The 12,077-nt window shown below is 48.5% G+C and carries 12 protein-coding genes; all 12 read right to left on the minus strand.

The window, feature by feature from the left end; all coding sequences use genetic code 11:
• Nucleotides 1-6 precede the first annotated feature (6 nt).
• The 12 genes from hisA to CHH60_RS27335 all read right to left on the minus strand — a co-directional run bounded on the left by hisA (nucleotide 7) and on the right by CHH60_RS27335 (nucleotide 11,922).
• Nucleotides 7-741, minus strand: coding sequence for a 1-(5-phosphoribosyl)-5-[(5-phosphoribosylamino)methylideneamino]imidazole-4-carboxamide isomerase (gene hisA, locus CHH60_RS27280; protein WP_095362054.1), 735 nt, complete (start codon nucleotides 739-741; stop codon nucleotides 7-9).
• Between the two features lie 135 nt (nucleotides 742-876).
• Nucleotides 877-1,503, minus strand: a complete 627-nt coding sequence (gene hisH, locus CHH60_RS27285) for an imidazole glycerol phosphate synthase subunit HisH (protein ID WP_095362055.1) — start codon at nucleotides 1,501-1,503, stop codon at nucleotides 877-879.
• Nucleotides 1,504-1,506: 3 nt separating this feature from the next.
• Complete coding sequence (hisB, locus tag CHH60_RS27290) at nucleotides 1,507-2,136, minus strand: imidazoleglycerol-phosphate dehydratase HisB (protein WP_095362056.1); 630 nt, start codon at nucleotides 2,134-2,136, stop codon at nucleotides 1,507-1,509.
• A complete protein-coding gene (gene hisD, locus CHH60_RS27295) occupies nucleotides 2,129-3,433 on the minus strand; it encodes a histidinol dehydrogenase (RefSeq protein WP_095362057.1) in 1,305 nt (434 codons plus the stop codon). The genes hisB and hisD overlap by 8 nt, the downstream gene beginning before the upstream one ends.
• Nucleotides 3,434-3,512: 79 nt before the next feature.
• Complete coding sequence (hisG, locus tag CHH60_RS27300) at nucleotides 3,513-4,172, minus strand: ATP phosphoribosyltransferase (protein WP_095362058.1); 660 nt, start codon at nucleotides 4,170-4,172, stop codon at nucleotides 3,513-3,515.
• 1 nt (nucleotide 4,173) lies between these two features.
• The gene (locus CHH60_RS27305) at nucleotides 4,174-5,400 is read right to left on the minus strand and encodes an ATP phosphoribosyltransferase regulatory subunit (protein ID WP_095362059.1); all 1,227 of its coding nucleotides are present in this window, start codon (nucleotides 5,398-5,400) and stop codon (nucleotides 4,174-4,176) included.
• Nucleotides 5,401-5,892: 492 nt separating this feature from the next.
• Nucleotides 5,893-6,426 (minus strand): acyltransferase, encoded by a 534-nt coding sequence (locus CHH60_RS27310; RefSeq protein ID WP_095362060.1) that lies wholly within the window; start codon nucleotides 6,424-6,426, stop codon nucleotides 5,893-5,895.
• Nucleotides 6,423-7,079, minus strand: coding sequence for a pyrophosphatase PpaX (gene ppaX, locus CHH60_RS27315; protein ID WP_095362061.1), 657 nt, complete (start codon nucleotides 7,077-7,079; stop codon nucleotides 6,423-6,425). The genes CHH60_RS27310 and ppaX overlap by 4 nt, the downstream gene beginning before the upstream one ends.
• A 6-nt stretch (nucleotides 7,080-7,085) precedes the next feature.
• Nucleotides 7,086-8,123, minus strand: a complete 1,038-nt coding sequence (gene lgt / locus CHH60_RS27320) for a prolipoprotein diacylglyceryl transferase (RefSeq protein WP_095362062.1) — start codon at nucleotides 8,121-8,123, stop codon at nucleotides 7,086-7,088.
• Nucleotides 8,124-8,275: 152 nt separating this feature from the next.
• Entirely contained in the window at nucleotides 8,276-9,214 is a 939-nt protein-coding gene (hprK, locus tag CHH60_RS27325) for an HPr(Ser) kinase/phosphatase (RefSeq protein WP_095292959.1), read from the minus strand.
• A 286-nt stretch (nucleotides 9,215-9,500) separates the two neighbouring features.
• Complete coding sequence (locus CHH60_RS27330; protein WP_095292957.1) at nucleotides 9,501-10,625, minus strand: ABC transporter ATP-binding protein; 1,125 nt, start codon at nucleotides 10,623-10,625, stop codon at nucleotides 9,501-9,503.
• A gap of 103 nt (nucleotides 10,626-10,728) precedes the next feature.
• A complete protein-coding gene (locus CHH60_RS27335) occupies nucleotides 10,729-11,922 on the minus strand; it encodes a PucR family transcriptional regulator (protein WP_095362063.1) in 1,194 nt (397 codons plus the stop codon).
• Nucleotides 11,923-12,077: the final 155 nt, after the last annotated feature.

Raw genomic sequence — 12,077 nt, forward strand, 5'->3', positions numbered from 1 at the left:
GTTCCTTTACTTGTTGACTGCGCGCACTGCTTCGGACAGATCAATACTGCCGGTATACAGCGCCTTACCAACGATTGCTCCTCCGATTCCATCATCCGCATGACGGCTCAGGCGAAGCAGATCATCCATCACACTGACACCTCCGGAAGCGATAACATTACGTCCGCTCGCCTTGGCAAGTGATACAATGGCTTCCACATTTGGCCCCTGCATCATTCCATCACGGGAAATGTCGGTGAAGATAAACGTCTCAGCACCGAATGCAGCCAGTTCTTTCGCTAGTACTTCAGCTTGCACCTCGGATGTTTCCAGCCAGCCGCGAGTAGCCACATAACCGTTTCGGGCATCGATACCGATCGCCACTTTATCTCCATAACGTCCTAACACTTCTTCGGTAAATGCACGGTCTTCAATAGCTGCTGTTCCGATAATGAGCCGGCTCACACCAAGACCCAGCAAGCGTTCTACATCAGCTACGGTACGCAGCCCGCCGCCTACCTGAACAGGCACGTTCACTGCGGCTGCAATGCGGCCAATGAGTTCGTCATTTACGGGGTGACCTGCCTTTGCACCGTCCAGATCGACCAGATGAACGTATGTACCACCTTGCTTCTCCCAGGAAAGGGCAACCTGTACAGGGTCATCATTATATACCGTCTCCTGATTGTAATCCCCCTGCACCAGTCTTACACATTTGCCGTCCCGGATATCAATTGCCGGATATATGATAAAAGATGACATACAAGGCCTCCTGATTTGTTCTTTATTTGTTTATCCATCTATATGAGTATGACTGCTTATTAAAAGTAGGATAGGGGCTGCCTATCCTGCATAGCATAGCTTTAATCTAAACGGGTCTCTGTTCGGGAATTCGATTTATCCCTGATTCGGCTTGCCTGTCAACGCCAGGAAGTTTCCGAGCAGCTTCATGCCCAGTTCACCGCTCTTCTCCGGGTGAAACTGCATGCCGAAGTTGCTTCCTCTTCCCACAATGGCTGTCACCGGGTGTCCGTAATCCGTTACTGCCAGCAGATCACTTTCCACTTCGGTACGTGCATGATAGGAATGAACAAAATAAACATGTCCGGCTTCAAGCCCTTCAAAGAGAGGATTTTCCGGATGAAGGAACTCCAGGCGATTCCAGCCCATATGAGGTACCTTTAGCTCTCCTGCTGCAAAACGCACCACTTTACCTGGCAGGATATCCAATCCGGTGTGCTCCCCATGCTCCTCACTGGAGCTGAATAGCAGCTGCATGCCCAGACAGATCCCAAGCAGTGGTTTAGTTCCAGCTGCCGCTTCTTTCACAACAGCGTCCAATCCACTCTCCCGCAAGTGCTCCATGGCATCACCAAATGCACCAACCCCAGGGAGGATGACCCCGTCTGCCTGTAAAATCGTTTCCCTGTCACCTGTCACCAGCGCTTCATAGCCAAGACGTTCGACCGCTTTGCCGACGCTGTGCAGGTTCCCCATACCGTAATCGACAATTGCAATCGCCATCGTCTACAGCACTCCCTTCGTGGAAGGCACGCCCGTTACACGTGGATCGATCATCGTTGCTTCATCCAGTGCACGTCCCAATGCCTTAAAGATCGCTTCAATCATGTGATGTGTGTTCTGGCCATAGTGTACAATGACGTGCAGCGTAATTCGCGCCTCCAGCGCCAGTTTCCACAGAAATTCATGAACCAGTTCTGTCGAGAAGCTGCCTACTTGCTGGGATGGGTACTCCGCACGATACTCGAAGTGAGGTCTGTTGCTTACATCAATGATAACCTGAGCAAGTGCCTCATCCATCGGTACAAATACACTCGCATAACGCTTGATGCCCCGTTTGTCACCCAGCGCCTCGCGAAGGGTCTGCCCCAGGCAGATTCCGATATCCTCAACGGTGTGGTGATCATCAATATCAATGTCGCCCCGCGCCTGTACATTCAGATCGAATTGTCCGTGCTTTGTGAACAGATCGAGCATATGGTTGAGGAAAGGGACATCCGTCTCAATCGTCGATTGCCCTGTACCATCTACGGCAAATGCCAATTGAATATTGGTTTCATTCGTCTTGCGGTCAACCTCTGCCTGGCGCACAGCACCTGTAGTATCAAGCTCTACTCCGATATTTTGTTTATCCATTGTTCGATTCCGCCTTCCCTTCCTGTTCTAACCGTACAGCGATTGCACGGGCGTGCCCTTCAAGCCCTTCATGGCGGGCCAGTTCTATGATAGCCGCTCCGTTTTGAAGCAGCGCTTCCTTGCTATAGTAGATCAAACTTGATTTCTTAATAAAGTCATCCACGTCTACCGGAGAATTGAACCGTGCAGTTCCGTTTGTCGGAATGATATGATTCGGTCCGGCAAAATAATCTCCTACCGGCTCCGAGCTGTACGGGCCAAGAAAGATCGCACCGGCATTTTCGATCCGGCCGGCATAAGCCATCGGCTCCTGCACCAGAATCTCCAGATGCTCTGGTGCAAGCCGGTTCACCACGTCGATTCCTTCATTCATGGAATCGACCACAATAATCGCGCCATACTGCTCCACCGAAGCAGCGGCGATGGCCTTCCGCGGCAGCGCCTCAAGCTGGCGCTGCACTTCGGCCTGCACGGCTTCTGCCAGCACGGCCGAGGTCGTGACGAGAATGGCCGATGCCATCTCGTCATGTTCCGCCTGCGACAGCAAGTCTGCGGCGACATACACCGGGTTCGCCGTTTCATCGGCGAGCACCACAATCTCACTGGGCCCGGCGATACTGTCGATATCGACCGCGCCGTAGACCTCGCGCTTCGCGAGCGCCACGTAGATATTACCCGGTCCACAGATCTTGTCGACCGGGGCAATGCTCTCCGTGCCGTAAGCCAGGGCGGCGATGGCCTGCGCGCCGCCAACCCGGTACATCTCGTTCACGCCCGCTTCCGCGGCAGCTACGAGAATGTACGGGTCAATTCCCTCGCCGCCGTTGGTTGCCGGCGGCGTCACCATAACAATCTCCGGCACGCCGGCAACCTGTGCCGGAATGACATTCATCAGCACCGACGAAGGATATGCTGCTTTGCCGCCAGGCACATATACCCCGACCCGCTTCAGCGGCCGGATGACCTGGCCCAGCAGACTGCCGTCCGGCTGCCAATCCATCCACGAATTACGTTTCTGTTTCACGTGAAACGCTCGAATGTTGGCAGCGGCTTGCCGAATCGCTGTCACGAAGGAAGGTTCTACAGCAGCGTAGGCCGCCTGGAGCTCTTCCTGCGGCACGCGTAGTCCCGCAGCAGTCAGTTTCGTGCGGTCCAACTCCTCCGTATAGCGCAGCAGTGCCGCATCCCCTTCCCGGCGGATATCACTGACAATGCGCCGGACTGTTTCATTTTGCTCAGGTGTACCGTAATCCACTTCACGCTTCAGATCAAATTCCCGTGCAGGTACAATTTTCATGCGTTCTACCTCCCTGGCCCTGTCTTCCCTGTCAGCCATAAGTGTTCATCCATTCCTCTAATCTTTCTTGCCCGATCATTTATCCCTGAAGGCTTCCTGCTGAAAATTCATTAGGCGTTGGAATGACCTGCTGCAAGGCATCGCACAATGCCTGAATCCGTCCATTTTTCATCCGATAACTCACCCGGTTCGCGATAAGGCGACTCGTGATATCCAGAATGCCTGTCATCTCAACCAATCCATTCTCACGCAGTGTCTGGCCCGTCTCCACCAGATCCACAATCCGGTCAGCCAGCCCGATCAGAGGTGCAAGTTCAATGGAGCCGTTCAACTTGATAACTTCCACCTGCTGACCCTGTTCGCGGAAATATTGAGAGGCAATTCTCGGATATTTCGTAGCCACACGCTGCTGGATACCTGGTGTCCAATCCGGCAGACCGATCACCGACATGCGGCACTGTGCAATCCCCAGATTCAACAGTTCGTAGACATCCCGATTTTCCTCAAGCAGTACGTCCTTACCGACAATTCCGATATCCGCTACACCGTATTCCACATACGTTGGCACATCTACAGGCTTCGCCATGATGAACTCCATTCCTGCTTCGGGTACTTCAATGACCAATTTGCGTGTATCGTCCACATCGACTGGAATATCGAGGCCCGCTTCACGGAAAAGCTTCGAAGCTTTTTTATAGATTCGGCCCTTGGGCATAGCTACCTTCAAAATATCCGACATCTCAGCGTCCTCCTTGTTCAGCTTGATAGGTGATAACCTGATCGTAGACGTCCCTTGCCGAACGTACTGAGCTACCACCGGATGATGCAATGACTTCTGCTGCTGGTTCTGTTACTTCATGATCCGATAAAAGGTTAGTCACCACGTTTTGTCCGCCGCTCCGTAAACGGGCTGCTTCCGCCAGTGCCTCAGCTCGGCGTTCTTTGTCATACTGGATCAGCACAGGTTTGTTCTCTTCCATCGTAATGCCGTGCACTCCATCGATGATCCGGTTCGTTTTCAGCGCAAATCCTGTTGCAGGAAGTGAGCGGCCAAACTGCTGCAGCAGATTGTCATATCGTCCCCCGCTGCACACCGGTGATCCTAGCTCTGCCGCATACCCTTCGAAGGTCATGCCTGTATAGTAGGAGAAGTCTCCGATCATGGTCAGGTCAATCAGTACATGTTCTGATACACCGTAGGCTTCCAGCACTTCAAACACAGCACACAGATGAGCAATCGATTGCGCTGCTTCAGCACTGGAGCTAAGTTCTGCTGCATGTGCACATACTTCTTTCCCGCCACGCAATCTTAGAATGGCTTCCAATTGTTCTTTCGGTTTGGGTTCCAGGTTAAGTTCCTCTATCGACTGACGATATCCAACATAGTCGCGTCCGAGCAACCCTTCTTTGAGTGCAGCCTGTTGTGCCGTCTGCCCTGGAATGGCTTCCTCCAGTAGCCCGTTTAGAAAACCCATATGACCCATGGCTATTTTAAAAGAAGACACCCCTGCTGCCTGCAGCGAGGCAATCGCGAGCGCAACGACTTCAGCATCTGCCTCTGGTGAGTCATCTCCAACCAGTTCTACACCTGTCTGGAAGAATTCCGCCTCGCGTCCGGCTTCTTCTTCAATTGAACGAAACACATTCGCATGATAGGACAGACGCAGCGGGAGCGGTTCATCTTTTAATAGAGAAGATACTACTCGCGCAATGGGTGCCGTCAGATCCGATCTCAGTACAAGTGTAGTTCCCCGGCTATTCAGCAGTTTGAACAACTTTCGATCCGAGGTCGAACTCGCCACTCCTACCGTATCGTAATATTCAATCGTTGGTGTTATAATCTGGCGGTAACCCCAGCGTTCCATACATTCCAATACGTTCCGTTCAATCGTTCTCAGCTTGTTTACCACAAGCGGTGTATAGTCACGAAAACCTGTCGGTTTTTCGAAGCCTTTTGGTTTGGACATTGGTATCATTCACCCCGAGTCAGTAGTTTGGTTTATGGGCTTTAGCTTTATCTTAAATAGGATTTATGTATCGTAAATCCCGATTCCATCTTCTATTACCCTATATTAAGGGACTGTGTTCAGATGCTGCCGGGCAGCCTTCTTGATGCATTCTTGTTCTTGATCTGTTCTTGATTGATGATAAGTTCTTACTACTCCATAATGCTTTCTCATGGTAAAGTGCTAACAAACTAAAGGATATGGGATATGATAACATGAATGACTCCTCATCGTCAACAATACAGTCCTCTAGCTTACCCGCTCTGCCTTAACATTTATTTCTGTTGAAACAAGCCCTCTCAGCAACATCTGTATACGAAAAAAGCTGCCATCAGCAGCTCTTTCTCATCAGAAGCAAGCACAATTGCCATGTGCCTCTGTATATCATGTATTTTAGACGTCTCCTCATAACTTACATGGGGTGTCCACCGCTGTACCTTTTGATACCCTACCCTAATGGACACGCTCATCCATTTTCACGTGAAGCTCCACTTCACTGATATCTACGTTGCGCGAAAGTTCACGAAGTGGATTCCCACCGACAAAAGCTCCTGGGGCTACATCCTTATGAACGACCGCTCCTGCAGCGACCACTGCTCCATCCCCGATGGTTACCCCCGGGAGAATTGTTGTGTTGGCACCGATCAGCACATTTTCGCCAATAATAACTTCTCCCAATCTGTACTCTTTAATGAGGTACTCATGCGCGAGAATCGTCGTGTTATAGCCGATGACTGAGTTTTCACCGATTGTGATCTTCTCGGGGAAGAACACATCCACCATAACCATCAGTCCGAATGCCGTATGTTTGCCCACCTTCATACCGAGCATGTGGCGATAGATCCAGTTCTTCACCGGAAGAATCGGGCAGTACCGTGACAACTGAATCCATATAAAGTTGCGAACACCCTTCCACGGACTTACCGTCTTGTAGATATGCCAGAGTGCATTGTGGCCCTCTACTGGATAGCGGGTGACTTTCCTCATGAACGTCCCGTTTCAATACGGGTCAGCGCAAGTAAATCCTTCATGTCATGCAATATATAATCCGGGCCATATTCACTCAGTGCTGCCTCTCCTTTAAGAGACCAGGCAACGCCTGCCGCAAGTGCACCTGCATTTTTGGCGGATTGGATATCGACCGGGCTATCCCCAACCATCAGCGTTTTAGCCGGGTTTGCACCCAACTCCTCCATCGCTTTAAGCACAGGTTCAGCATGAGGTTTCGGATGGGTTACATCGGTCACCGTTACAATGGATTTCATATATTTCATCAGGTCAAAACGTTCCAGCACTTTAAGTGTAGACGGGCGAATCTTGGTTGTCACTACTCCCATCACAATACCCGCTTGGTGCAGTGCCTCAACAACCTCATTCACATGCGGAAAAGGTCTTACCATTGCTTCATGATGGATATCATTATAAGCACGGTACCCTTTAACGTACTCAGCTACTTCCTCCTGTCCTGAGAAGGTACGCATCTGCTGCTCCAGGGTGCCTCCCATATGCGGGATAATCTGCTCACGCGTCCATGGAGCAGAATGTTCCCATCCTTCCATGACATGTTGGAACGAGCTGATAATCAGCTCATTTGTATCAATAATGGTTCCGTCGAGATCAAATAGTACCGTTTCAATCATGCTGCATTACTCCTTTTTATCCTCAGCTTGCTTCGTCTCCTCTTTAGCGGGGCTTGGGCTTGCCTTACTTTCTTTGCTGGCAACCGGGCCTGCTTGCGGCATATCATCCGTTGGTTCAGATGAGACCTTGGAAGATACAATCGGATCGCTATAACGTGCATCAGCTTTTCCAGTTACTCTTCTCACTACGATAAATATGATAGCTGCAATAATGATGCCAATGGCGAGCAATTGTGAAATTCTTACGTTACCGTAGGCTGAATCCAGGTAACCCTGTTCGAAGCCCAGTGCAGTCATTGGAGACCATAGACCGTTGACGAGCGATGCAAGCCATTGAGGAGCCTGGAAGCCCAGACTATCTGTACGCAGAGCTTCAATGAAGAAACGACCGATGGAGTACCAGATAAAGTAGGACATGAACAACTCACCAGCACGCAAAAACTTCTGACGGCGAAGAACCAGCAACAAGACCAAGCCAACAAGGCTCCATAACGACTCATACAAAAATGCAGGATGGTGGAATACACCTTCCACATTCATCTGATTGACGATAAAGTCTGGCAAATGCAGCTTGTCCCGTAAAAAGGACTCCTCCACAGGTCCACCGTAGGCTTCCTGGTTTACAAAGTTTCCCCAGCGTCCAATCATCTGACCAACAATGAGTCCAGGTGCGCAGATGTCAGCCATGCGCCAAAAATTGTACCCTTTGCGTCGGAAGAAAATAACGGCACAAATGATTGCGCCAATCAGCGCACCATATATGGCGATACCACCATTCCATATCTTAAAGACATCCCAGAAATTATCCTTATAATCATCCCATCGAAAAGCTACGTAGTATATACGTGCTCCGATAATGGCAGAAGGTACACCCAGCAGGACCATATCCATAAATACTTCCTGTGGTATGTTGTACCGCTTACCCTCCCGGATGACCAGCAGCAGACCTACGAGTGCTGCCGTTCCGAGAATAAGTCCATACCAATGAACCTTTAACGCTCCAATGGAGAACGCAATGGGGTTCAACAGTAATAATGTATCCATTCATTCACACTCCTATAAATTCACTCATCTGTATGCATGACCAAATGGGACCTGCTTCAAATTCCGTAAGAAGTAGAGCAGGCCAGTCTTGGTCTTTATTTTAAATACGTATAACTCATGTTCCTACAATTCTAATAAATATTTCTACTATCCTAGTCCATGTCTTCCATGTCTTCCGAAATCGTTGCTGTCAGCTTGTTCGTAAATTGCAGTGCAGCGTTAAGTCCCATTTGCTTGAGACGATAGTTCATCGCCGCTACTTCAATAATGACAGCCAAGTTTCGTCCCGGACGAACAGGAATGGTTACCAGCGGTACATCCGTATCGATGATTCGTGTTGTTTCCTCATCCAGACCGAGACGATCATATTGTTTGTCCTGCTGCCAAGCCTCAAGACGCACTACCAGGGTAATTCGTTTATTGTTACGAACAGCTCCTGCACCAAACAATGTCATTACGTTGATGATCCCGACTCCACGAATCTCAAGCAGGTGACGGATAAGCTCTGGTGCGGTTCCGTGCAGCTGGAAGTCTGATGTTTGACGGATTTCAACGGCATCATCGGCAATCAGGCGGTGTCCACGCTTCACTAATTCAAGTGCCGTTTCACTCTTACCAATACCACTGCTGCCAGTAATCAGCATCCCAACACCGTTCACATCACATAGTACGCCATGAATGGTTGCCGTTGGCGCAAGCTTACGCTCCAGGAATCCGGTAATACGGCTGGACAGAATCGTCGTTGCCATGTTGCTGCGAAGCACAGCCAGATTCTGCTCCTCGCTGATCTCGATAAGTTCCTGTGGTACTTCCAGTCCACGAGTCACCAGGATACACGGTGTTTCCTCCGTGCATAGACGCTGCATCCGGTCACGACGCTCTGCTTCAGGTAACATTGCAAAAAAGGCCAGCTCTGTTCTCCCAAGCAGCTGTACCCGTTCTTGTGGATGGTATTCAAAATAACCGGCCATTTCGAGGCCAGGACGGTTTAAGTCATCTACAGTAATTACTCTCTTCAAACCTTGAGATCCGGAAACGACCTCAAGCTGGAACTGCTGTACCAATTCAGATACTTTCACTTTTTTCGCCATTTGTCTCTTCCTTTCAGCATTCGCTGCCTCTCTATGTACATCAGCATTTTTGCGTCTTTTCCATTCCATTATTAGCGCATTCATTTTGTTTGTTTCAGGTTACAGACTTTACGAAACAAAACCAGCCTTCAAATAATCTTAAATGAATTCAGTGTTGAATGCAATCGCGGACCACAGCCGCCCATTAATCAAAAAAGCCCCTTCCAGCAACAACGGAAGGGGCTCTGAATACAATGTATGATTGCGTTAACTGATGATCCATCGGATCCGAGGAATCCCAGTATGATTAGTCTTGAAGGAGAACGTTCACTTCAGTCTCTTTGTCAAAGATATGAACCTTGTTCATGTCAATTGCCATTTTAACTGTGGAACCATCACGAGTATTGGAACGTCCATCTACACGTGCGATAGTCGTATCGTTACCCACACCGCTCAAGTAGAGGAGCATTTCGTGACCCAGGTTCTCTGTTACGTCTACGTGTGTAGAGAATACAGAGTTCGGGGATGCTTCCAGGAATACTGGCTCTTCGTGGATGTCTTCTGGACGAACACCCAGAATAACTTCCTTGCCAATGTATCCTCTTGATTTCAGCACTTGTGCTTTACCTTGCGGGATTTCAACGTCCACGCCTGGAGCTACGAAGTGCAGGTTAGCACCTTGCTCAGCCAGTTTACCCGAGATGAAGTTCATTGTCGGGGAACCGATGAAACCTGCTACGAACAGGTTAGCCGGGTGGTTGTACAGCTCTTCAGGAGAAGCTGCTTGTTGAATGATACCATCTTTCATAACGACGATCCGATCACCCATGGTCATGGCTTCGATCTGGTCATGCGTTACGTAGATAACTGTTGTTTCCAAACGTTTAGCAAGCTTTGTGATTTCCGCACGCATCTGACCACGAAGTTTCGCATCCAAGTTGGAAAGAGGCTCATCCATCAAGAAGACTTGTGGATCACGGACAATCGCACGTCCCAGAGCGACACGCTGACGTTGACCACCGGACAATGCCTTAGGTTTACGCTCAAGCAAATGCTCGATATCCAGGATTTTAGCTGCTTCACGAACACGTTTGTCGATCTCGTCTTTCTTCACTTTACGCAGTTTCAAACCAAACGCCATGTTTTGATATACGCTCATATGCGGATACAAGGCATAGGATTGGAATACCATCGCGATATCGCGGTCTTTAGGAGCAACATCATTAACGACACGGTCACCGATATAGAGTTTACCTTCAGAAATTTCCTCAAGGCCTGCGATCATACGCAGTGTTGTTGATTTACCACAACCGGACGGTCCAACCAGTACCAAGAATTCTTTATCTTTGATGTCCAGGTTAATATCAACTACTGTTGCTTTATCAGAACCCGGGTATTTTTTGAAAATATGCTCTAAACGTACACCAGCCATGATTGTTGCCTCCTCAGAGATCATTTTGTAATCGAATACATTTTGTAGTTTTATATTAACCCATCCATGTGATGTTTGACTATTCGCAAACTGCACAAAAATATCAGAGCTTTTTCGTCACTTTGTACATAAGGAGCAAAAGCCGCACCAGAACAGCACTTTCAAAGCTTCTTACATCGTAACCAATCTCCTGTTTGATCTTATCCAGACGGTATATAAGCGTATTGCGGTGGATGAAAAGGCGCTTTGCTGTCTCACTGACATTGCAGTCCAGACTAAAATAGGTCTCCAGTGTTGCAAGTGTCTCACTATCCTCAAAGATCACCGTATCCTTACCTGTCTCCTTGATAAAACGAAGACGCTGCTGTTCAGGAATACTCGCCACCAATCGCTCAAGATGCAGTTCCCATGGTAAGTGAATATGCTGAGCCACGTGAAATGCTCTTCCCAAATGAATGCTCTCTTGAAGCAGACCTGTAATTGTCGATAACTCATGTACTGGAATACACGGCATGGACGCAGATAAATGAAATACTCCTGCCCATTCACTCGCCACCAATTCATATAGCCCTAAACAAAAAGCATTAAGTAAATCCTTTTTTGCTTCGAGGGTATCCTCTTCCGCTTCACCTGTTACAATCTGCTCATCGCTCAGAAAGAGCCAGTCCTGCTCTCCCAGAGGAATCAGCATAATGTCCTCACCAAAATAACTCCCCAGCAACTTGTTCAATTCCTTTGAACGAATACGATGGGCGTCTGGTGTCTCGCATTGCAGTAGAAACGGGATCTTTTCAGAATGCATCTCATCCCGAAATGAAAAGCGCTCCGGAATGGATTCCTGCCCCGCCGGGTGCTCTATCTTCTGCCGAAGCCATTTCCCCAGTTCAGCAAGTTCCTGTTCCCGATTATTCTCATATATTACTGGCAGCTCTTCAGCTATTCTGTCTGAACTGTTGGTAATCAGCAATTCAATTAAGCGCCTTGTTTCCGTGGTTATGGAGCTAGCAGAACAACCCCAACATACTAAAGTTCTTTCATTTTCATTAAACTTAACTTTGAAGTAGATACGTTCCTCTGTAGTTAAACTCTTTACACTCGCTATCGCGTCAGAAGCAAACTCCTGTTTAGGTTGTCCTTCCTCGGGAGTTTCCATCTCAAGCAAACCGCTTTGATTATGTTCCCAACCAATTAACTGCATTGCAGACTGATTCCATTCTTCTACGGTAATCTCGTATTCATCCAAGCTAGTGCCGATAATGGATTCAATCTGTTGTTTAAGACCAAGTATGAGCTTCATATAATGAACGCCACCACTTTGCTTTTTTCTATTATTTTATCATATCTTACAATACATCGCCTTCGATGCCTTGGATCTGTAATCAGCTGTTTAATTTTCAAATATACAAAAAGAGCGATTAATCAAATTAATGATTAATCGCTCTTTTTAACAAG

The sequence above is a fragment of the Paenibacillus sp. 7523-1 genome (genome assembly GCF_002276415.1).
GTDB classification, from domain to species: Bacteria; Bacillota; Bacilli; order Paenibacillales; family Paenibacillaceae; genus Paenibacillus; species Paenibacillus illinoisensis_A.

Bases quoted from the DNA above. Each gene is read 5' to 3' on its own strand.
- hisG (WP_095362058.1), bottom strand. From the start codon at position 4,172: ATGTCGGATATTTTGAAGGTAGCTATGCCCAAGGGCCGAATCTATAAA.
- CHH60_RS27305 (WP_095362059.1), bottom strand. From the start codon at position 5,400: ATGTCCAAACCAAAAGGCTTCGAAAAACCGACAGGTTTTCGTGACTAT.
- hisB (WP_095362056.1), bottom strand. From the start codon at position 2,136: ATGGATAAACAAAATATCGGAGTAGAGCTTGATACTACAGGTGCTGTG.
- hprK (WP_095292959.1), bottom strand. From the start codon at position 9,214: ATGGCGAAAAAAGTGAAAGTATCTGAATTGGTACAGCAGTTCCAGCTT.
- hisA (WP_095362054.1), bottom strand. From the start codon at position 741: ATGTCATCTTTTATCATATATCCGGCAATTGATATCCGGGACGGCAAA.
- hisD (WP_095362057.1), bottom strand. From the start codon at position 3,433: ATGAAAATTGTACCTGCACGGGAATTTGATCTGAAGCGTGAAGTGGAT.
- lgt (WP_095362062.1), bottom strand. From the start codon at position 8,123: ATGGATACATTATTACTGTTGAACCCCATTGCGTTCTCCATTGGAGCG.
- ppaX (WP_095362061.1), bottom strand. From the start codon at position 7,079: ATGATTGAAACGGTACTATTTGATCTCGACGGAACCATTATTGATACA.
- CHH60_RS27310 (WP_095362060.1), bottom strand. From the start codon at position 6,426: ATGAGGAAAGTCACCCGCTATCCAGTAGAGGGCCACAATGCACTCTGG.
- CHH60_RS27335 (WP_095362063.1), bottom strand. From the start codon at position 11,922: ATGAAGCTCATACTTGGTCTTAAACAACAGATTGAATCCATTATCGGC.
- hisH (WP_095362055.1), bottom strand. From the start codon at position 1,503: ATGGCGATTGCAATTGTCGATTACGGTATGGGGAACCTGCACAGCGTC.
- CHH60_RS27330 (WP_095292957.1), bottom strand. From the start codon at position 10,625: ATGGCTGGTGTACGTTTAGAGCATATTTTCAAAAAATACCCGGGTTCT.